Annotated in this window: 18 protein-coding genes; 10 read left to right on the top strand and 8 right to left on the bottom strand. The window is 71.4% G+C overall.

Annotated elements, in window-relative coordinates; all coding sequences use genetic code 11:
• Window positions 1-73: 73 nt before the first annotated feature.
• On the bottom strand, window positions 74-922 hold the full coding sequence (locus tag OHA05_RS12180; RefSeq protein WP_328860572.1) for a helix-turn-helix domain-containing protein: 849 nt from the start codon (window positions 920-922) through the stop codon (window positions 74-76).
• Window positions 923-1065: 143 nt separating this feature from the next.
• Between OHA05_RS12180 and OHA05_RS12185 the strand changes: the two genes are divergently transcribed.
• On the top strand, window positions 1066-1695 hold the full coding sequence (locus OHA05_RS12185) for an NADPH-dependent FMN reductase (protein ID WP_328860573.1): 630 nt from the start codon (window positions 1066-1068) through the stop codon (window positions 1693-1695).
• 21 nt (window positions 1696-1716) lie between these two features.
• Here OHA05_RS12185 and OHA05_RS12190 read toward each other — a convergent pair whose 3' ends face one another.
• The 6 genes from OHA05_RS12190 to OHA05_RS12215 all read right to left on the bottom strand — a co-directional run bounded on the left by OHA05_RS12190 (window position 1717) and on the right by OHA05_RS12215 (window position 7128).
• Window positions 1717-2631 (bottom strand): LysR family transcriptional regulator, encoded by a 915-nt coding sequence (locus OHA05_RS12190; protein ID WP_313946291.1) that lies wholly within the window; start codon window positions 2629-2631, stop codon window positions 1717-1719.
• A complete protein-coding gene (locus tag OHA05_RS12195; RefSeq protein ID WP_328860574.1) occupies window positions 2628-3248 on the bottom strand; it encodes a dihydrofolate reductase family protein in 621 nt (206 codons plus the stop codon). The genes OHA05_RS12190 and OHA05_RS12195 overlap by 4 nt, the downstream gene beginning before the upstream one ends.
• Window positions 3249-3353: 105 nt before the next feature.
• Window positions 3354-4286, bottom strand: coding sequence for a DMT family transporter (locus OHA05_RS12200; RefSeq protein ID WP_313946289.1), 933 nt, complete (start codon window positions 4284-4286; stop codon window positions 3354-3356).
• A gap of 220 nt (window positions 4287-4506) precedes the next feature.
• Window positions 4507-4737, bottom strand: coding sequence for a hypothetical protein (locus tag OHA05_RS12205; RefSeq protein ID WP_313946288.1), 231 nt, complete (start codon window positions 4735-4737; stop codon window positions 4507-4509).
• Window positions 4738-4758: 21 nt separating this feature from the next.
• Complete coding sequence (malQ, locus tag OHA05_RS12210; protein WP_313946287.1) at window positions 4759-6933, bottom strand: 4-alpha-glucanotransferase; 2175 nt, start codon at window positions 6931-6933, stop codon at window positions 4759-4761.
• Window positions 6934-7128: a hypothetical protein gene (locus tag OHA05_RS12215; RefSeq protein WP_313946286.1), complete on the bottom strand. Its 195-nt coding sequence runs from the start codon at window positions 7126-7128 to the stop codon at window positions 6934-6936.
• A 240-nt stretch (window positions 7129-7368) separates the two neighbouring features.
• On the opposite strand from OHA05_RS12215, the gene OHA05_RS12220 reads away from it, so the two are divergent.
• Complete coding sequence (locus OHA05_RS12220; protein WP_328860575.1) at window positions 7369-10305, top strand: beta-N-acetylglucosaminidase domain-containing protein; 2937 nt, start codon at window positions 7369-7371, stop codon at window positions 10303-10305.
• 191 nt (window positions 10306-10496) lie between these two features.
• Here the strand turns inward: OHA05_RS12220 and OHA05_RS12225 are convergent, their stop codons facing one another.
• Window positions 10497-11033 (bottom strand): HNH endonuclease, encoded by a 537-nt coding sequence (locus tag OHA05_RS12225; RefSeq protein ID WP_313946284.1) that lies wholly within the window; start codon window positions 11031-11033, stop codon window positions 10497-10499.
• Between the two features lie 263 nt (window positions 11034-11296).
• On the opposite strand from OHA05_RS12225, the gene OHA05_RS12230 reads away from it, so the two are divergent.
• From OHA05_RS12230 to OHA05_RS12265, 8 genes are all read left to right on the top strand, one after another.
• Window positions 11297-12367, top strand: a complete 1071-nt coding sequence (locus OHA05_RS12230; protein WP_328860576.1) for a mechanosensitive ion channel family protein — start codon at window positions 11297-11299, stop codon at window positions 12365-12367.
• A 372-nt stretch (window positions 12368-12739) separates the two neighbouring features.
• On the top strand, window positions 12740-14455 hold the full coding sequence (locus OHA05_RS12235) for a D-glucuronyl C5-epimerase family protein (protein ID WP_328860577.1): 1716 nt from the start codon (window positions 12740-12742) through the stop codon (window positions 14453-14455).
• 203 nt (window positions 14456-14658) lie between these two features.
• The gene (locus OHA05_RS12240; RefSeq protein WP_328860578.1) at window positions 14659-15861 is read left to right on the top strand and encodes an ROK family transcriptional regulator; all 1203 of its coding nucleotides are present in this window, start codon (window positions 14659-14661) and stop codon (window positions 15859-15861) included.
• 60 nt (window positions 15862-15921) lie between these two features.
• The gene (locus OHA05_RS12245) at window positions 15922-17259 is read left to right on the top strand and encodes an ABC transporter substrate-binding protein (protein WP_328860579.1); all 1338 of its coding nucleotides are present in this window, start codon (window positions 15922-15924) and stop codon (window positions 17257-17259) included.
• A 1-nt stretch (window position 17260) separates the two neighbouring features.
• Window positions 17261-18208 carry a carbohydrate ABC transporter permease gene (locus OHA05_RS12250; RefSeq protein WP_313946279.1) on the top strand — a complete coding sequence of 316 codons (948 nt, stop codon included), beginning with the start codon at window positions 17261-17263 and terminating at the stop codon, window positions 18206-18208.
• The gene (locus OHA05_RS12255; protein WP_313946278.1) at window positions 18208-19119 is read left to right on the top strand and encodes a carbohydrate ABC transporter permease; all 912 of its coding nucleotides are present in this window, start codon (window positions 18208-18210) and stop codon (window positions 19117-19119) included. Before OHA05_RS12250 ends, OHA05_RS12255 begins: the two co-directional genes overlap by 1 nt.
• A 6-nt stretch (window positions 19120-19125) precedes the next feature.
• A complete protein-coding gene (locus OHA05_RS12260; RefSeq protein WP_328860580.1) occupies window positions 19126-20433 on the top strand; it encodes a 6-phospho-beta-glucosidase in 1308 nt (435 codons plus the stop codon).
• The gene (locus OHA05_RS12265) at window positions 20424-21413 is read left to right on the top strand and encodes an N-acetylglucosamine kinase (RefSeq protein WP_328860581.1); all 990 of its coding nucleotides are present in this window, start codon (window positions 20424-20426) and stop codon (window positions 21411-21413) included. The genes OHA05_RS12260 and OHA05_RS12265 overlap by 10 nt, the downstream gene beginning before the upstream one ends.
• Window positions 21414-21503 lie beyond the last annotated feature (90 nt).

Genomic DNA, 21503 nt, shown 5'->3' on the forward strand with positions numbered 1-21503 from the left:
TCCGGGCGCCTTCGCGTTCTCCGGGGCCTTCGGGTTCCTGGGCCTTCGGCGTGCTCTGGGGGCGGCCGTCGCCTCAGACCGCGCGCAGGCCGCCCGGCCGGCGCCCCGTGAGGCGGTCGAGGGCAGTGGCCGTGACGTCGTCGGCCGGGAGATGGATCAGCAGGCGCTGGTCGTCGTCTGCCGGCAGCTCCAGCGTCTCGTGGGCGAGGCGCAGTTCACCCGCCTCGGGGTGTGCCCACCGGGTCACGCCCGTCGGCCTCGGCAGACCCGGGAGGCTCTCCACCCGCGCCGAGAAGCCGGTGCCCGCGGTGAGCGCCAACTCGTCCGCGAGGAGGGCGATATGGGGGTCCGCGCGGAACGGGCCCTCCTTGAGCGTGGCGACCAGTTCGTCCGCGACCGGGTCCCAGTCGGGGTAGAGCGTCCGTGCCCGCGCGTCGGTGAACACGAAGCGCGCGAGATTGGGCGGAGTGCCGTCCAGCAGTCCGGCGGGTCCGGCGAGACGGGCGTAGCCGTCCGTCCAGGCGAGCTGGTCGCTCAGCCGGTTCAGCAGCACGGCGGGCGCGGGCTCCAGCCGCTCCATCAGGGCGCGGACGGTGGGGCGGACCGTTCTGCTCGGTCCCGCGTCCCCGCGGCAGGTGAACCCGCCGTCCGCCGCCTTGATCAGCCGGTGCAGATGCATACGTTCGGCCGGGGTGAGCCGCAGCGCCTCGGCGAGCGCGGACAGCACCTGCGGGGACGGCCTGCGGTCGCGCCCCTGTTCCAGCCGGGTCACGTACTCGACGCTCACGCCCGCGAGGGTGGCCACCTCGGAGCGGCGCAGACCGGGCGTACGGCGGCGGGAGCCGGCCGGCAGGCCCACCTCGGCGGGTGTGACGGCTTCGCGGCGCGTCCGCAGGAAGAGGCCAAGCTCGTTGTCGCTCACCATTCGAACGTAACAGCCGTGGCCGGCCGGATCGTGGCCCTGCCACTACCAGCATCGGCCCGGTCTTCCTGGCACGGGCGCCGGAGCGCAGGTTGGTGGGACACCCCGGCCGGCCGGCCGGGCCGTTCGACAAGGAGCACCTCATGTCCGACCTCGTGTCCGACCTCGCGTCCGAAGCGCCTCTGCGACTCGCGGTGATCATCGGCAGTGTCCGGGAGGGGAGGTTCGGTCCGGTGGTGGCGCGCTGGTTCGCCGAACAGGCCGAGCAGCACGGCGCGTTCACCGTCGATGTGATCGATCTGGCGGATACGCCGCTGCCGCTGGAACTGCCGCCCGTGCCTCCCGCGCTGGAGCCCGACATGGCCCGCCCGGACGGGATGGCGGACCTGACACGGCGGCTGGGGGCGGCGGACGCGGTCGTCGTGGTGACGCCCGAGTACAACCGCAGCTTCCCGGCATCCCTGAAGGCGGCCGTCGACTGGCACTACACGCAATGGCAGGCCAAACCGGTCGGCTTCGTGGGCTACAGCGGGGGCAGCGGCGGCATTCTGGCGATGGAACAGCTGCGCCAGGTCTTCGGGGAACTGCACGCGCACACGCTGCGGGACGTCGTGTCCTTCCCGCGCTACTACCTGCTGTTCGACCAGGACGGCACGCTCAAGGAGCCCGAGGGCCCGGCGGGGGCGGCGAAGGTGATGCTGGACCGGCTGGTGTGGTGGGGCTCGGTGCTGCGGGACGCCCGGCGCGAGAGGCCGTTCGCGGCGCAGCTCTAGGACCTGGGGCGGACCGGCGCGTCAGGGCGTCCGTCCCGCGGCCACGCTCCTCAGCGCGTCCAGCACCCTCCCGGCGCCCCGCCCCTCCTCCGCTCCGCTGCGCACCGCCGCCACGACGTGCCGCCGCGGCTGGTCGGCGGTGGGTGCCCGCAACACCACGCCCGGCCGCGCGTCCCGCTCCGCCGTCGCCATCCGTGGGACCAGCGCGACGCCCATCCCCGCCTCGACCATCGCGAGGATCGCCGTCCAGCCCGCGGCCGAGTGCGCCTGTTCGGGGACGAAGCCCGCGGCCTCGCACGCCGCGAGCGTGATCTCGGACCAGGGCCCGCTGCCGCCGAAGATCCAGGGCTCGCCGGACAGGTCCGCCAGCCGCAGGGCCGGCGCCGTGGCCAGCGGGTGACCGGCGGGCAGGGCCACGTCCAGGGGGTCGGCGAGCAGCGGGACGCGGCTGAACTTCGGGTCGCGCGCGGTCGGCGCGTGCGCGGCCAGCGACAGGGCCACGTCCACCTCACCGGCGAGGAGCAGGTCGTAGGCCTCCGCTGCCTCCGCCTCGCGGACGCGTACCTCCAGTGCCGGGTGGTCGCTGCGCAGCCGCTGGACCGCCGGTACGACCAGTGCGGGCACGGCCGTCGAGAAGGCGGCAAGGCGCACCTCCCCCACCTCGCCGTGCAGATAACCGGTCAACTCGGCTTCCGCCCGTTCCAGTTGGGCGAAGACGGCCTCCGCGTGCCGCAGGACGAGATGAGCGGCGTCGGTGAGCCGGACGCGGCGGCCGTGCGCCTCCAGCAGCGGAACGCCCAGCTGCTTGGCGAGGTTGGCGAGCTGCTGCGAGACGGCCGAGGGGGTCATCAGCAGCGCCTCGGCGGTGGCCGTCACGGTCCCCCGCTCGCCCAGCGTGCGGAGGATCCGGAGCTTCCTGATGTCCCACTCGGTCATGTCCGCACCGTATCCGGGGCGCGGCTGGGGGCTGTCCCGTACTGGCGCTTCATCGCGTACGTGGTGAAGATCATCCCGTTGTCGAAGACCCGGCTGCTCGTCACCGCGAGGTCGCTCACGGCGAAGTCCGCGGAGAACATCGGGATACCGGAACCGAGCAGCACGGGGTAGGTCTTCACATGCAGTTCGTCGATCTCTTCGCGCAACTGCCCCGCGAGGACTCCGCCACCGCAGAGGTAGATGTCCAGGCCGTCCTGCGCCTTGAGGTCGCGGACCGCGGCGACCGGGTCCTCGGGGACCAGCTCCACCGCCGGGTCGGGCGACGCCTTCAGGCTGCGGGAGACGACGTACTGCCGCATATGGGCGTAGGGGCTGGTCACGCCCATGTCCAGCGCGAGCTGGTAGGTGCCGCGGCCCATCAGCAAGGTGTCGAAGCGGACGTTCTCCGCGCGCTCGATGCCGAGCAGCCGGCGTATGTACGTGGGGAGGGTCTCGGGGTACTGCGTCGTCGCGTACCGGGTGAACTCCTCACTGATCGGATAGATGTTGCCGTCGCCTGCGGGGTCCGCGATGAAGCCGTCGACGGAGGAGGCGATGTAGTACACGAGCTTGCGCACACCGGGTCCTGTTCGTCGGGGAACGAGGGGCGGCCAGATCCCCTGACCACGACATCCATAGTGCTTCATCTGTAGTGGTCACCGCAAGGCCCTTTTCCCGCAGCCTCACCGGCCCCTGCTCGACCCCAGCGCCACCCCGCCGAGGATCAGGGCCATGCACAGCAGTTGCAGCGGCCCCGTCGGCTCGTCGAGCAGGACGAGGGAAAGAGCCGCCACGCACACGGGCTGGAGGTAGTAGACGATTCCCGCGCGGGCCGCGCCGATGAGGGCGATCGCCTTGTTCCATGCGAAAAAGGCGATCGCGGAGGAGAAGACCCCGACATACACCAGCGGCCCCGCGGTGCCCGCCGTCACGGCGAACCCGCCCTGGACGGCGAGGCTGACGCCGTACGCCGGGGCCAGCATCAGCGCGCCGAGGACGAAGGTCGTGAACAGGAAGGCCGGTCCGCCGATCTCGGCGGGCCGCCGTCGCAGCAGGGCGCTGTACGAGGCGAAGCTGAGCGCGGCTCCGAACATCCACAGGTCACCGGTGCCGAAGGACGGAATCGGGGACCCGTCGCCGACGAGCAGCAGGACACCCAGCAGGGCGACCGTCATTCCGGCCACCCGGCGCGGCCCGAGCCGCCGGCCGCCGACGCGTTCGTACACCGCCATCACGACGGGCGACGCGGCCATGATCATGCCCATGTTCCCGGCGGTCGTGGTCACGCCGGCCTGGTTGACGAGCGTGTTGTAGACCGTGACGCCGAGGAGCGCGGCGAGGGTGATCCGGCCGAAGTGGCGGCGGATCAGGGCCCGTTGCCGCCAGGTCTCGCGTGCCGCGAACGGCGCCACGGCGACGATCGCCACCACCCAGCGCCAGAAGGCGGCCTGCACCGGGGGAACCGTCTCGTGGAGGGCCCGCGAGGTGACGAAGCTCCCCGACCAGACGACCGTCGCGACGGCGGCGAGCAGGAGCCCGAGCCCGGAGGCCCGTCGCACCCTTTCCGCCGGCGTCGTCCCGCTGCTGCGGACGTGGTCATGGTCGAGGACTGTCATCGGCTGTCACGCACCTCTCCCCCGAAGGGGTCGACTGGGGTTACGTGAGCCACCGTCGCAGCGACGGAACGCTTAGGTCCATCGAAAACTTTCGATCATTCCTTGAAGGAAAACTGAACGATCCGAGGAACGAGACACGTCCGGGCACGACAAGGGCGCCCCAGGGGTGCGTGCGCACCCCGGGGGCGCCCCGGAGAATGTCGGTGCAGCTACCTCGCGGTCAGGTCTGCTTCCTGGACTTGTCGAGCACCATCACCAGGCCCACGATCAGCAGGAAGATGCCCACCGGCGCGGCGACGAACAGACCCAGCGTCTCGGCCACACTCAGGCCCGGGCCCGGGTCGTCGCCGTCGTCACGCATCGAGGCGACCGCGGGCGACGACAGGAGCAGCATCATCAGCGTCGTACCGGCCGCGACGGCGCCGGCGCGCAAAGCGTTCTTCTTGTCCACGGTGCCAAAAGTAGCGAACGCCTAAGCCGGGCGCGCGTCCGGGGGTGCCGTACGGGGACCGAAGACCTCCATCAGCGCATGCAGCCGGGGTGAGGCGGCCAGCTCCTCCAGCGTCATCGGGTGGCCCTCGGCGTCCGCGACCGGCAGCCGCCAGTTCGGGTACTCGTCCCAGGTGCCGGGCAGATTCTGCGGACGCCGGTCCCCCACCGCGTCGGGCAGCCAGACCCCGACCATCCGGGCGGGTGTCCGCAGCAGGAAGCGGTAGACCGCGCGGATCTGCCCCTCCTCGTCGCTCGTGCCCTCGGGCAGCAGGCCGAGACCGCTGAGCAGCGCGAGCCATTCGCCGACGTCCGCCAGCTCCTGAGTACGCTCCTGCTCCAGAGGACGGGTGAGCAGCCCGAGCCGGTGGCGCAGCTCCACGTGCTCACCGGTCAGCCGGGCCGCGGTGGACGGCAGATCGTGCGTCGTCGCGGTGGCCACACAGCCCTCGCGCCACTGTTCGGGCGGCAGCGGGCGGCCGGTGCGCGACCAGTCCCGTTCGAACCAGAGCACGGAAGTGCCCAGCACACCGCGGCGGGTGAGGGCCTCCCGGACGCCCGGCTCGACGGTGCCGAGGTCCTCCCCTATGACCACGGCCCCGGCGCGGTGGGCCTCCAGCACGAGAACGGCCAGCATCGCCTCGGCGTCGTAGCGGACGTAGGTGCCCTCGGTGGGCGGACTGCCCTCGGGGACCCACCAGAGCCGGAACAGGCCCATGACATGGTCGATGCGCAGGGCACCGGCGTTCTTCAGCAGACCCCGCAGCAGACCGCGGTACGGGGCGTATCCGGAGGCGGCGAGCACGTCGGGCCGCCACGGTGGCAGACCCCAGTCCTGGCCGCGTGCGTTGAAGGCGTCCGGCGGTGCGCCGACCGACATCCCGGCGGCGAAGGCGTCGCGCTGGGCCCAGGCGTCCGCGCCGCCCGGATGCACGCCGACGGCCAGGTCGTGGACGATGCCGACGCCCATGCCCGCCTCGCGGGCCGCCTGTCCCGCCGCGGCCAGTTGCTGGTCGGTGAGCCAGGCGAGCCGGCAGTGGAAGTCGACCCGGTCCATCAGCTCGTGCCGGGCACGGGCGGTCTCCGCCGAGCGGGGGTCCTTGAGCTCCTCGGGCCAGGTGTGCCAGTCCGAGCCGTGCACCTCGGCGAGGGCGCACCAGGTGGCGTGGTCCTCCAGCGCGCGGCCCTGGGCGGACAGGAAGTCCCAGTAGGCGGCGCGGCGGCCGGGCCCGAGCGGCACACGCTGCACCAGGTCCAGGGCCTCGCGCTTCAGCTCCCACACCGCGTCCCGGTCGATCAACGCGCCCTTCTGGAGTACGGCGGTGCGCAGACCGGCGGCCTTCTCGCGCAGCTCGCCCAGCCGTTCCCGGGCGCGCTCGTCCACGTATCCGTACTCGGGGATGTTCTCGATGCGCAGATGGACGGGGTCGGGGAAGCGGCGGGACGAGGGCCGGTACGGCGAGGGGTCCGTGGGTGCTCCGGGCACGGCCGCGTGCAACGGGTTGACCTGCACGAAGCCGGCGCCGAGCGCGCGCCCGGACCAGGTGGCGAGCTCGGCCAGGTCCCCGAGGTCGCCCATCCCCCAGGACCGGTCGGAGAGCAGGGAGTAGAGCTGGACCAGGAAGCCGTGGGAACGGCCGTCGGGCTGCGGCACGGCGGCGGGCGCGACGACGAGCGCGCTGCGGGCGGTGCGGCCGTCGGGCGCCTCGGCCCGCAACTGGTGTACACCGCAGGGCAGTTCCGCCCAGGACGGGGCGACGGCCTCGGCCTGTCCGGCAGTGCCCTCGGCCATACCGGCGGGCGCTGCTCCGTCCTCCGCGCGCCCGGTCAGCCACTCGACGGCCGGCTCGTCGTCAGCGGCGTCCTCGATGTCGATGCGCAGGGCCGTGCCCGCGGGCAGCTCGGCGAGCGCGCGCGGCAGGGAGAAGGGCGCGGTGTCCTCGCGCCACAGGACCACGGTCGGGGGCAGCAGCCGGCTCGCGGCGACGGATTCGGCATGGTCCAGCGCGTCCCGGACGGCCGCGTCGCCGGACGCGTCGACGCCGAGCGCGGCGAGGACGGCGACGACCGTGGTCTCGGGAACGGGGACGGTCACACCCTCGGAGGGCGTGTGGTCGGTGGCGACTCCGTGCAGCGCGGCGAGCCGGGCAAGGCCCATTCAGACTCCTGGGGACTCCGTGCCGCCGGCGGTCCGGGCGGCGGTCGGCTCGCTGGTGAGGGGCGTGATGTCGGCGAGCGGGGGTTCGCTGGTCAGGGGGGCTACGTCGGGCAGCGGGGGTTCACTGGTCAGCGGGCCGGGGCCCGGGACCTGTTTGGACAGGGCGGAAAGCAGCAGATGAGCGGATGCGGCCACGACGGTCACTCCAAACTGACGGTAACGGGTCACACGAGCCCTACCCAGCGGGCGCGACGGCAGACGTGTCGAGGCCCTCCTCGTGTTTCCTGTCACATCCCGTTCCGGCGGCCCCAGTTGGATCACACCACCCATACCGCCCGGCAAATGGTGCACAACGGCCGTGCGCATTGACACCCTCCGTGCGGTGGTGGTGGGCTCGAACCGACCGGTACGGCAAGGGGACGAGGGGAGACCGGCGTGCGGCTCGCGCGCAGCAGGCGTACGGCCACGGCTGTCGCCGTCGCCGTCATCGGAGGTCTCCTCGGGGGTGCGCAGGGCGCGGTCGCCGCGCCGGGCGACCCCGGCACCCCCGTCCGTACGGCCAAGGACCCCGAGGGCGAGTCCGCGCTGCCCGCCGTGTGGCCGCGTCCGCAGCGGATGGCGGCCGCCGGGCCCGCGATACCGCTCGGCGACGAGGCGACGGTCATCGCCGGCGAAGGCGCGGATCCCCATGCCGTGGAGCTCGCGCAGCAACTGCTGCGCGACGCGGGCGTGCGCACCCTCTACACCACGGCACCGGGCCGCGGCCCGGTCGTGCGCGTCGGCGGGACAGGCGCCCAGGACGCCCTGCGCGCCCTGCGCTCGCCCGAACGCACCGATCTGCCCGCGGGCGGCTACCGGATCGCCGTCGGCACCGTCCAGGGCCGTGACACGGTCGCGCTCGACGGCATCGGCGAGGACGGTCTGTTCCACGGCGTCCAGACGCTGCGGCAGCTGATCACCGAACGCCGGGGCGGTGCGGCGGCGGGCAGGACCGTCGCGGGAGTCGTCGTACGCGACTGGCCGGGCACGGCGGTGCGCGGGATGACGGAGGGCTTCTACGGGCAGCCGTGGAGCCACCGCCGGCGGCTCGCCCAGATCGACTTCATGGGTCGCACCAAGCAGAACCGGTACCTCTACGCCCCGGGCGACGACCTGTTCCGGCAGGCGCGCTGGCGCGACCCCTACCCGGCGGCCCAGCGCGCCGAGTTCCGCGAACTGGCCGAGCGGGCGCGGCGCAACCACATCACCCTCGCCTGGGCCGTCGCGCCCGGGCAGGAGATGTGCATGGCCAAGGACGGCGACATCAAGGCGCTGACCCGCAAGATCGACGCCATGTGGGCGCTGGGTGTGCGGGCGTTCCAGCTCCAGTTCCAGGACGTCAGCTACAGCGAGTGGCACTGCGGTGCGGACGCGGACGCCTTCGGCTCGGGCCCGGAAGCGGCGGCGCGCGCGCAGGCCCGGGTGGCCGGCGCGGTGGCGCGGCATCTGGCGGATCGGCACCCGGACGCCGCACCCCTGTCGCTGATGCCGACGGAGTTCTACCAGGACGGCGCCACCGATTACCGGCGGGCGCTGGCCGAGAAACTCGACAGCCGCGTCCAGGTGGCCTGGACGGGTGTCGGCGTCGTGCCGCGCACCATCACCGGACAGGAACTGACCGGCGCGCGCGAGGCGTTCAAGCACCCGCTCGTCACCATGGACAACTACCCGGTCAACGACTACGCGCAGGACCGGATCTTCCTCGGCCCCTACACCGGCCGGGAGCCCGCGGTGGCGACCGGCTCCGTCGCCCTGCTGGCCAACGCGATGGAGCAGGCGTCCGCCTCCCGCATCCCGCTGTTCACCGCCGCGGACTACGCCTGGAACCCGAAGGGGTACCGGCCGCAGGAATCCTGGCGGGCCGCGATAAACGACCTCGCGGGCGGCGACACGAAGACCCGCGAGGCGCTCACCGCCCTGGCGGGCAATCACTCCTCGTCCATCCTCAGCCCCACCGAGTCCGGCTACCTCCAGCCGCTTCTGAACGACTTCTGGCGCACGCGTACCGGCACCGACGCCGCCGCCCGGGACCGCGCGGCCGCCGGGCTGCGCGCCGCCTTCACCGTGATGCGGGAGGCGCCCGAGCGCCTGAAGCGCCCCGCGGACGGGCTGCTGGACGACGAAGTGCGGCCGTGGCTGGAGCAGTTGTCGCGCTACGGACGGGCCGGTGAGCTCTCGGTCGACATGCTCCAGGCGCAGTCCCGCGGCGACGGCGTCACCGCCTGGCGCGCCTCGCTGGACCTGGAGCCGCTGCGCAAGGAGCTGGCGGCCGGGCAGGTCACTGTCGGCAAGGGTGTGCTGAAGCCGTTCGTGGACCGGGCCGTGAAGGAGTCGGCGGCCTGGACGGGCGCGGACCGTGTCGCCGGCACCGCCGGCGAGGACACCGTCCACCTCGGCCGGGCCCGTCCGGTGGGCGCGGTCACCGCGATGACCACACCGGGCACCGCGCCCGGCCGGCTGGAGGCACACGTCCCCGGCCAGGGCTGGCGCCCGCTCGCCGCCCTCTCGCCGAGCGGCTGGACCCAGGCCGACGCGAAGGGCCTGCGGGCGGACGCGGTGCGCGTCGTCCCGGACGGCGCCGAGCCCGTGGCCGTGCGGTCGCTGGTGCCGTGGTTCGCCGACGAGCCGCCCGCCGGACTCGACCTGGTGCGCGACGAGACCGACGCGGAGATCGGCGGCGGTCCGCAGCGGGCCGGAGTCCGGCTGACCCCGCAGCGGCCGGGCGAGGTGCGCGGCACGCTCACGGCGAAGGCCCCGGCCGGGATCAAGGTGACGGTGCCGAAGGAGACGACGGTCCCGCGCGGCCTGCGCACGACCGTGCCGGTCGAGGTGTCCGTCCCGGCGGGCACGCCGGCCGGTGAGTACCGGGTGCCGCTCTCCTTCGGCGGCCAGGAGCGCACGCTGACGGTGCGCGCCTATCCGCGCACCGGAGGTCCGGACCTGGCGCGGGAGAGCGGCGCCGCCGCGTCCTCGTCGGGCGACGAGACGCCCGACTTCCCGGCCCCGGCCGCGGTCGACGGTGATGCGAAGACCCGCTGGTCCTCCCCCGCCGAGGACGGCGCCTGGTGGCAGCTGGAGCTCGCCCGCCCGGCCCGCGTCGGCCAGGTGGTGCTGCACTGGCAGGACGCGTACGCGAAGAAGTACCGCATCCAGGTCTCGGCGGACGGCCGCACCTGGCGCACCGCGGCGACGGTCCAGGACGGCGGGGGCGGACGCGAGTCGGTCCGCATGGACGCGCGCGACACCCGCTTCGTCCGGGTCCAGGGCGAGGCGCGGGCCACGCAGTACGGCTACTCGCTGTGGTCGGTGGAGGCCTACGCGGTCGCGGAATAGCTTCCGCGGAACAGCTTCGGCGGAGCAGCTTCCGCCCGCCGCCGCGGTGCGGGGGCGCGCGAGGGCGCGAGGGACGGGCGGCCGCACGGCACCGACCGCCGTCACGCGCTTCCGTGCCCCGTGGGGCGGACCGCCGTCACACGCTTCGGCCGCCCCTGGGGGCGGACCGGGGCACAAAAAAGGCCTGGTCCTCAGGCAGGGATGCCGTCGATCCGGGCCATCGCGTCGTCCGCGCCGTACGGCTGCAGGTATGGCAGCCAGCGCGGGTCCCTATGTCCGGTCCCGATGATCCGCCAGGCGAGTCCGCTCGGCGGCGCGGGTTGATGGCGCAGGCGCCACCCCAGTTCCCGCAGGTGCCGGTCGGCCTTGACGTGGTTGCAGCGGCGGCAGGCCGCCACCACGTTGTCCCAGACGTGCTGTCCGCCACGGCTGCGCGGAACGACATGGTCGACGCTGGTTGCGACGCCACCGCAGTACATGCAGCGCCCGCCGTCACGGGCGAACAGTGCTTTGCGGGTGAGAGGAACAGGCCCCCGGTAGGGAACCCGTACGAACCGCTTCAGCCGGACGACGCTGGGTGCGGCGATGACACGGGTGGCACTGTGCATGAAGGCGCCGGACTCCTCGAGGCAGAGAGCCTTGTTCTCCAGGACGAGGATGAGCGCGCGGCGGAGCGGTACGACGCCGAGCGGCTCGTACGACGCGTTGAGGACCAGGACGTGCGGCACGGTGGATGCCTCCTTGTACGCCGGCGGCGCGTGGCTCGCGCCGGGACGATCTGCTCTTCAGTCTCTCCTCATGCCTGCTCCGAGCGCCACCACGTAGTGGTAACGGGCTCGAGGTGTTTTCGACCACATGGGATACGACGCCTTTCTCCCCGGGTTTCATCCCCAGGTGAGCCTCGTCTCTCCCTCGAACATGGCAACGGAGCACACGCCATGCCCCGTTAGTGTGGTTGGGCCGTCGTCCGCAATGCCTGGAGGCTTCCCTCGTGACCGCGTTCTTGTCATCTGTCCCCTGGGCAGCCGATCCGTCGACCGAGCCGGTCTCGCTCGACGAGGCCGCCAAGCAGGCCGGAGACGCCGCAGGCTGGGTGGAGCAGAACTGGTCCACCTGGCTGAACACGGGCCTGCGCATCGCCCTGATCATCGTCGTCGCGCTGGTGCTGCGGATGCTCCTGCGCCGTGCGCTGACGCGGCTGATAGCGCGGATGAACCGGTCCGCGCAGGCCGTGGAGGGCACCGCCCTGGGCGGTCTCCTGGTCAACGCCGAGCGCCGCCGGCAGCGCTCGGAGGCCATCGGTTCGGTGCTCCGGTCGGTCTCGTCCTTCGTGATTCTCGGCACAGCGGGTCTGATGATCCTCGGCGCCTTCAAGATCGATCTGGCGCCGCTGCTGGCCTCCGCGGGTGTCGCGGGTGTCGCGATCGGTTTCGGCGCACGCAATCTCGTGACCGACTTCCTCTCCGGTGTCTTCATGATCATGGAGGACCAGTACGGCGTCGGGGACTCGATCGACGCGGGCGTCGCCTCCGGCGAGGTCATAGAGGTGGGCCTGCGGGTGACCAAGCTCCGCGGTGACGACGGCGAGATCTGGTACGTCCGCAACGGCGAGATCAAGCGGATCGGCAACCTCAGCCAGGGCTGGGCGACCTCGGTGGTCGACGTGACGGTCCGCCCGACGGAGAAGCTGGACCGGGTGAACGCGGTGATCGGCGAGGTCGCGGACGACCTGGCGAAGGCCGAGCCGTGGAACGAGCAGCTGTGGGGCCCGGTGCAGGTGCTGGGCCTGACCGAGGTGCTGCTGGAGTCGATGACCGTCCGGGTCTCGGCGAAGACGATGCCGGGCAAGGCGCTCGGGGTGGAGCGAGAGCTGCGCTGGCGGATCAAGCACGCGTTCGACGCGGCGGGCATCCGTATCGTCGGCGGCCTCCCGCAGGTCGCCGAGGAGTCCGTCCCGGACCCGTCGGCCTCGATGGCAGCCCCGTCGGCCCTGGCGAGCCCGACGTCGCCGCAGTCGCTCGCGGCCTCGCCGATCGCGCCGCCGGCGAACATCTCGAAGTAGAAACGGGTCGGCGCAGGTCACGACGGCGGACCTGCCGCAAGCACTGACGACGAGGCACCACGCGAACGGGCATCCGGGCCATATCGGCCGGGATGCCCGTTTCGCGCTCGTCGGCCGCTCACCACTACGGGTGTTCGTACACGGACCGCTCACGCCCAGTGCGCCCCGCCCGCTCCCTGCCAGGCCGGACGCGCCTTCACCCCGCGGTCACATGACGAACGCATTCGTCACATCTACTACACGCACCCCGTAGGATGCCCGCACTTGCTTACGCGTGTTACCCGTGGGGGGTCATGCGTCATATCTGTGGGGGGTCCACCAGTCATGGTCGGAAAGAGACGCGCGGACATCGGTCGCCGACGCTTCATCCGTGTGGCCGGAGGCACCGTCGCCGGTGCCGCCGTCGCCGGGGGCGGCACGTTCACCGCGATGGCCACCGGGGTCTTCGAGCCCTCTCCGACGGATCCGCTGCAGGGGATGCCGCGCTCGCTGGCGCTGAGCCTGCCCACGTCGCCGGGCAGCACCGAGCCGCCGCTGCCGCCGCTGCCCGATCAGCTGGCCGAGGGCACCATCTCGCGGCCGGGCGCCCGGACGTCGATCCCGTACGCCGACAAGCCCGTGGAGCCGCGGACCGCGCGGGACAACGTCCCCACGGTCCTGCCGTTCGAGTTCAAGGCCGACGGTTTCCGCTGCGTGACCGATCTGCCCGAGGCTCTCAGGCCCTGGCGTGACCGTCCCACCACCTGGGCAAACGTTTCTCCGGACAACGAACACACGTACCTCGACTCCAAGGGCGTCATCCAGTACCGCCCGAGCAAGACGGCCGCCGGCTACGACCAGCCCGTCACCCAGATCCAGTTCGGCCTCGGCTGCATCACCAGCTACCGCGTCGAGCGGGACCCCGCCCGCAAGGCCCTGTTCCTCAAGCGCGCCAAGGCGCAGGCCGGCCGGCTGATCGAGAAGCGCGTCGAGGCCCGTGGCGCCTGGTACTTCCCGTACCCCTTCAACTTCGCGCACGCCGCCCACAGCGGGATCACCTACCGCGCCCCCTGGTACTCCGGCATGGCGCAGGGTGAGGCGATCAGCCTCTTCACTCAGCTCGCCCAGCTCGACGGGGTCACCGAGCAGGAGCGGACGCTCTACAAGGCGGCCGCCGACGGCGCCTTCGCCTCGCTGCTGCGCGCCGACGACGGCAAGCCGTGGGCCGTCAACAAGGACGAGAACGGCTACCTCTGGATACAGGAGTATCCGATGGACGCCCCGGGCGTCTCGGACTACACCTACAACGGCATGATCTTCGCCATGTTCGGCCTCTGGGACTACTTCCAGGCGACCGGCAACCCGCTGGCGGAGAAGCTGTACGACGGGTCGCTGACCACCATGCGCGCCCACTTCCCGCGGCTGCGCAACACCCGCTGGTACTCGTACTACTGCGACACGCACCGTATTCCGTCCCCCACGTACCACCAGCACCACATCAATCTGCTCCGCCAGCTCCACTGGCAGACCGGCAGCCCGAGCATCGCGCACCAGCACGACCAGCTCATCGACGACTTCCCGGCGTACATCCTCAAGGCCGGGGCCGTCGCCGCCTTCGCGGCGGGCACGCACACGCTCTACAAGCTGGACACCCTCGGCGCCGACAAGAGCTTCGGCTGGTCCGCGTCGAAGGGTGACAAGCAGCTCGCCACCAAGAAGGTGACCTTCGCCAAGGCCACCCAGGCGCCGGTGAACGTCCGCCGCCGCATCCAGGGCCGCGGTATCTACTACCGCATCAACGCCGGTGCCTACGCGGGCTGGTGGATCGGCGAGGCCTACCCGAAGGTCTTCCTGCGCGGCGAGTACGTGTCGACCACCTACCGTCCGCTGCGCACCGCGACCTTCCCCGCGAACGTCGAGGTCACCTGCGTCAAGTTCGGTACGAACGGGACCACCGGCACGATGAAGACGGTGAAGTTCACCAAGCCGTCCAACGCGCCGTTCGACCGCCGGGCGGTCGTGAACGGCCGGCCGATGGTCCGGATCACCGCCGGCGGTCTCGCCGGCTACTGGGCGCCTGTCGCCCAGGTTCTCACCGACGGACGATGACCCCGGCGAACGGGCCCCTGCCGAACGGCGGGGGCCCGTTCGCATGCCCCCGTCCGGCGCCGTCCAGGTAACGCTTTGGTTGCCTCGCGAGCGTCGGCCATTGACGCCCGCCCGACATGCGGCTTACTTTCCTCCCACTGAATAGGAAACTTTCCTAACAGTGCAGTCGAGGACATCGCAGCCGAAGGGCAGGTGCATCCGTCGTGGCCGGAACCACACCCGGTACACCGCGCGTACTGCGCGCCATGAACGACCGGGCCGCGCTCGACCTGCTGCTGGAGCACGGTCCGCTCTCGCGCACCAAGATAGGGAAGCTGACGGGCCTCTCCAAGCCCACCGCATCGCAGTTGCTGGCACGGCTGGAGTCCGCCGGTCTGGTGGTCGCCACCGGCACCACGGAGGGGCGGCCCGGCCCCAACGCCCAGCTGTACGCGGTCCATGCGGGTGCCGCGTTCGCCGCCGGACTCGATGTCACCCCGCTGCGGATCCGCGCCGCGGTCGCCGACATCACCGGGACCACCGTCGGCGAGTTCGAACTGCCGACCCCCGGCCGCCGCGCCGACAGCGTCGTCAAGCAGGTCACCGAGGCGCTCGACGGAGCCGTGAAGGCCGCCGGGCTGACCCGGGCCGACATCCACCGCATCGTCATCGCCACCCCCGGCGCCTTCGACCCGTCCACCGGACGGCTGCGGTACGCCTCGCACCTGCCCGGCTGGCACTCCCCCACCCTGCTCGACGAGCTGGCCGCGGTGCTGCCGATGCCCGTCGAGTACGAGAACGACGTCAACCTAGTCGCCGTCGCCGAGCAGCGTCTGGGCGCCGCCCACGGTCATGAGAACTTCGTGCTGCTGTGGAACGAGGAGGGCCTCGGCGCCTCCCTCGTCATCGGCGGCCGGCTGCACCGCGGTTTCACCGGCGGCGCCGGCGAGGTCGGCTTCCTCCCGGTCCCCGGCACCCCGCTGGTGCGCCAGGTGACCAAGGCCAACAGCGGCGGCTTCCAGGAGCTGGCCGGTGCCCAGGCGCTGCCGCGGCTGGCCCGTGACCTCGGCGTCGAGGGTGTCGGCCACGGCCACTACACGGAGGTGGCGACCGCGCTGGTGGCCCGGGCGGCCGAGGCCGACTCCGGCCCGTACCGGCTGCTGCTGGACGCGTACGCGACCGGGCTCGCCACCGGTCTCGCCTCCATGGTCGCCGTACTCGACCCCGAACTCGTCGTCCTGTCCGGCGACGTGATCACCGCCGGCGGGGAGCCGCTGCGAGCCCGCGTCCAGGCGGAACTCGCCGAACTCGCCGCATCCCGCCCCCGACTCGTCCTCGGCTGCGTTCGTGAACACCCGGTCCTGCGCGGGGCGTTGGAGAGCGCCCTCGCCACCACCCGCGACGAAGTCTTCGACACCTCTCGCTGAATCCAGAGACCCCACGCAACGCTCCAGCCCCCAAGACCCCGCTCCCAGGGAGACACAGCCATGCCCAGAAGCCGCCGCACCTCGGCCGTCGCGCTGGCCGCGACCGCCTCGATAGCCCTGCTCACCTCCGCCTGTACGGGGTCGGCCGACGCGGGCGCGAGCGACGATCCGAAAGCGAAGACCACGCTCACCTTCTGGCACGGCTGGAGCGCCCCCAGCGAGGTCAAGGCGATCGAGGCCAACATCAGGACCTTCGAGAACGCGCACCCCAACATCAAGGTCAAGATCGTCAAGGGCATCACCGACGACAAGATCAATCAGGCGCTGCGCGGCGGCGGTTCGCAGGGCCCGGACGTCGTGTCGTCCTTCACCACCGACAACGTCGGGCGTTTCTGCACCTCCAACGCCCTCGCGGACCTGAAGCCCTTCCTGGACAAGGCGAAGATCGACCCCGCCACGACCTTCCTGCCGCAGATGGCCAAGTACACCGAGCACGACGGCAAGCGCTGCACGGTGCCGCTGCTCGGCGACGCGTACGGCCTCTACTACAACAAGGACGCGTTCAAGGAGGCCGGGATCACGGCCCCGCCGAAGACGCTGTCCGAGTTCTCCGAGGTGGCGAAGAAGCTCACCAAGACCAAGGGCGACACCATCGAGCGCCTCGGCTTCAACCCGAGCTATCAGGCGTACGAGACCACGGTGGAGCACTACGGCTCCCAGTTCGGTATCACGTACCTGGACGAAAACGGCAAGTCCAACACGGCGAAGGACCCGGCCGTGAAGGCGATGTTCACCTGGCAGAAGAAGCTGCTCGACGACCTCGGCGGCTACGCGAAGATCAACAAGTTCCGTACCGCCGTCGGCGACGAGTGGGGCCCGAAGCACCCCTTCCACACCGGCCAGGTCGCCATGCAGCTGGACGGTGAGTGGCGCGGCAAGATGGCCACCGACGCCGAGCTCGGTTTCGAGATCGGCGCGGCCCCCTTCCCGGTCCCGGACGCCCAGGTCGCCGACTACGGCAAGGGTTATCTGTCGGGCACCATCCTCGGCATCGCCAACAACAGCGACAAGAAGAACGCCGCCTGGGAGCTGGTGAAGTACCTCTCCACCGACACGGACGCGGTGGTCTCCTTCGCCAACGCCATCCACAACGTGCCCTCCACGGTCGCGGCGCTCAAGTCGCCGAAGCTGAACAACGACCCGCTGTACCGCACGTTCGTCGACATCGCCCAGCACCCGAAGTCCTCCCACGCGCCCTCGTCGGTCAACGGCGGTGCGTTCCTGCTGACACTCCAGGACTTCGGCATCTCCTACGAGCAGGGCAAGCAGAAGGACCTGGACGCGCTGCTGAAGAAGAACGACGCGCAGGTCGACAAGGACAACGAGCAGGCCGGCTGAGATGAGCACTGTCCCGCCGGGACTGAGGGCGAAGCGCCGCCGCTCGGCGCTTCGCACCCTCGGCTTCCTCTCCCCCTGGCTGATCGGCCTCTGCGTCTTCTTCCTCTACCCGCTCGTCTCGACCGTCTACTTCTCGTTCATGAAGTACGACGGGTTCACCGCGCCCACCTGGGTGGGCCTCAAGAACTGGGCGTACGTCTTCCAGGACAACCCGTTCTTCTGGCCGGCGCTGCGCAACACCCTGTGGCTGGTCCTGGTGATGGTGTCGCTGCGGGTGCTCTTCGGACTCGGCATCGGACTGCTGATCACCAAGATCAAGACGGGCGCGGGCGTCTTCCGCACCCTGTTCTATCTCCCGTACCTGGCGCCGCCGGTCGCCGCGACCATGGCGTTCGTCTTCCTGCTCAACCCCGGCACCGGCCCGACCAACACCATCCTGGAGAAGGTGGGCCTCGACCCCCCGCAGTGGTTCAACGACGCGGCCTGGTCGAAGCCTTCGCTGACCATCCTCGCGCTGTGGGGCATCGGCGACCTGATGGTCATCTTCATGGCCTCGCTCCTCGATGTGCCGAAGGAGCAGTACGAGGCGGCCGAACTGGACGGCGCCGGCGCCTGGCAGCGGTTCCGCTTCGTCACCCTGCCGAGCATCTCGCCGATCGTGCTCTTCGCCGTGGTCACCGGAGTGATCGCGACCATGCAGTACTACACCGAACCCCTGGTGGCGGCGAAGGTCGCGAGCGGGGTGATCGGCGGATCGGGCCAGCAGTTCGAACCCGGCTATCCGGAGAAGAGCACGCTGACCGTTCCGCAGGTCGTCTACAACCTCGGGTTCCAGCGCTTCGACACCGGCGCCGCCTGTGTCGTGGCCCTGGTCCTGTTCGCACTCGCCATGGTGTTCACGGCGTTCCTGATGCGCCGCCGCAGTGGCTTCATGTCGGCGGAGGACTGATGACTCGTACGACACTCGCCCCCCTGGAGAATCCCCGGGTCACCGCGCCGGGGACGGCCGCCACCGAGGCCCGTCGGACGGCCCGGCGACGGGCCGCCCTGGAGTGGATCGGCGTCCACTCCCTCGCGATCGCCGCGTCGCTGTTCTTCCTGCTGCCCTTCGTGTTCGTGTTCCTGACCGCCGTGATGAGCGACGACCAGGCGCTCACCCGCGACCTGTGGCCGAACACCTGGGAGTGGGGCAACTTCGCCGACGTCTGGAACACCCCGGGCTTTCTGACCTGGTGGCGCAACACGCTGCTGTATGCCGGGCTCGGCACCGTCCTCGCGGTCGGCAGCAGCCTGCCGGTGGCCTACGCGCTCGCCAAGTTCCGCTTCCGGGGCCGGAATCTGATGATGATGCTGGTCATCGCGGCGATGATGCTGCCGCCGCAGGTGGTCATCGTCCCCATGTATCTGTTCTGGGCGCGGCAGATGGACCTGGCCGGCACGCTGTGGCCGTTGATCATCCCCTTCGCCTTCGGCAACGCGTTCACGATCTTCCTGCTGCGCCAGTTCCTGCTGACGATTCCGCGGGAGTACACCGAGGCGGCCAGGATCGACGGCTGCGGGGAACTGCGGACCCTGCTGAAGGTCGTGGTGCCGATGGCGAAGCCGGGCATCGCGGCATCGGCGCTGTTCCACTTCTTCTACTGCTGGAACGACTACTTCGGGCCGCAGATCTACGCCTCGGAGAACCCCGCCGCGTGGACCCTCAGTTACGGCCTGGAGTCCTTCAAGGGCGCGCACCAGACGGACTGGAACCTGACCATGGCCGCGACCGTGCTGGTCATGGCCCCTGTGATCGTCGTCTTCTTCTTCGCCCAAAAGGCGTTCGTCGAGGGCGTCACACTGACCGGAGTGAAGGGCTAGAGACACATGCTGCGTTCCATCGGGGGAGAGCCCCCGAACACCGGGCCGACGAAGATCGCAGTGGTGGGTGGCGGATCCACCTACACCCCCGAGCTGATCGACGGCTTCGCGCGGCTGCGGGACACCCTCCCGATCGGCGAACTGGTCCTCATCGACCCCTCCGAGGAGCGTCTGGAGCTGGTCGGCGGGCTGGCGCGGCGGATCTTCGCCAAACAGCGCCACGACGGCAAGATCGTCACCACCTCGGACCTGGACGCCGGGGTGGCGGACGCCGACGCCGTCCTGCTGCAACTGCGCGTCGGCGGCCAGGCTGCCCGCAACCAGGACGAGACGTGGCCGCTGGAGTGCGGCTGCGTCGGCCAGGAGACGACGGGCGCCGGCGGTCTCGCCAAGGCGCTGCGCACGGTCCCGGTCGTCCTCGACATCGCCGAGCGGGTACGGCGGACGAATCCGGACGCCTGGATCATCGACTTCACCAACCCGGTGGGCATCGTGACCAGGGCGCTGCTCCAGGCCGGTCACAAGGCCGTCGGGCTGTGCAACGTCGCCATCGGCTTCCAGCGCAGATTCGCGAAGTTCCTCGACGTCTCCCCCGCCGATGTCCATCTGCGTCATGTGGGCCTCAACCACCTGACGTGGGAGACCGGTGTGCACATCGGCGGTCCCGAGGGAGCGGACCTGCTGCCCAAGGTGCTGGCGGAGCACGGCGACGAACTCGCCGACGATCTGCGGCTCCCGCGCGAGGTCCTCGACCGGCTCGGTGTCGTCCCCTCCTACTACCTGCGTTACTTCTACGCGCACGACGAGGTCGTCCGGGAGCTCGGCACCAAGCCGTCCCGCGCGGCCGAGGTCGCGGAGATGGAGAAGCAGCTGCTGCGGATGTACGGCGACCCCTCGCTCGACACCAAGCCGGAGCTGCTCGCCAAGCGCGGCGGGGCGTTCTACTCGGAGGCGGCCGTGGATCTCGCGGCCTCCCTGCTGGGCGGAACCGGCAGTCCGTACCAGGTGGTCAACACCCTCAACGGGGGCACGCTGCCCTTCCTGCCCGACGACGCCGTGATCGAGGTGCAGGCCGCGGTCGGCACCCAGGGCGCGACCCCGCTCGCGGTGCCCGAGGTCGACCCGCTGTTCGCCGGGCTGATCTCCCATGTGACGGCGTACGAGGACCTGGCGCTGGAGGCCGCCCTGCGCGGGGGCCGCGACCGGGTCTTCAAGGCGCTGCTGTCGCATCCACTGATCGGCCAGTTCGAGTACGCCGAGGCGCTCACCGACAAGCTGATCGCTCACAACCGGGAGCACCTGGCGTGGGCGTGACCGCTTCAGTCCTCGCCATCGACGCGGGCAACAGCAAGACCGACGTCGCGCTCGTGGGCGCCGACGGCTCGGTGCTCGCGTCCGCCCGGGGAGGGGGCTTCCAGCCGCCGAAGGTCGGCATCGGGGCGGCGCTCGACGCGCTCGCCACGACGGTCGGCGAGGTACTGGCGGCCGCCGGCGCGGGCGGGGCGCCTGCCGGACCCGTCGGCCATGTGTCGGCGTGTCTCGCCAACGCCGATCTTCCCGTGGAGGAACGGGAGTTGACCGACGCCCTGCACGCCCGCGGGTGGGGCCGTACGACCGAGGTACGCAACGACACCTTCGCGATCCTGCGGGCGGGCGTGGACGAACCGCGCGGCGTGGCCGTGGTGTGCGGCGCGGGCATCAACTGCGTGGGCATGCTGCCCGACGGACGGACCGCCCGCTTCCCGGCGATCGGCAAGATCTCCGGCGACTGGGGCGGCGGAGGGGGACTCGCGGAGGAGGCGCTCTGGTACGCGGCGCGGGCGGAGGACGGCCGCGGCGAGCCGACGGCCCTCGCCACCGCGCTGCCCGCCCACTTCGGTCTCGGGTCCATGTACGCGCTGATCGAGTCGCTGCACCTCGGGCACATCACCTCGGTGCGCAAACACGAGCTGACGCCGGTGCTGTTCGCGACCGGCGCCGAGGGCGACCCGGTGGCCCGCTCGCTGGTGCACCGGCTGGCGGAGGAGGTCGTCGCCATGTCGACCGTGGCGCTGGCCCGGCTCGATCTGCTCGACGAGGAGGTGCCGGTGCTGCTGGGCGGCAGTGTTCTCGCGGCCCGCCATCCCCAACTGGACGAGCACATCGGCCTGTTGCTGGCGGCGAAAGCGCCCAAGGCGGTGGTCGACTGGGTGACCGCGCCGCCGGTGCTGGGAGCGGCGCTGCTGGGTCTCGACCACACGGGCGCACCGCCCGAGGCCCACGCACGGCTGCGCGCGCACTACGGCCGGGACTGACCGGGTGCCGCCTCTCGGCTGACCACGTCCGCCCCTTCCGTCACAGGGCGCGCGGCCGTCCCGTCACGGGACCCTCTCCCCTCCTGTCAC

Source organism: Streptomyces sp. NBC_00306 (genome assembly GCF_036169555.1).
GTDB lineage: Bacteria > Actinomycetota > Actinomycetes > Streptomycetales > Streptomycetaceae > Streptomyces > Streptomyces achmelvichensis.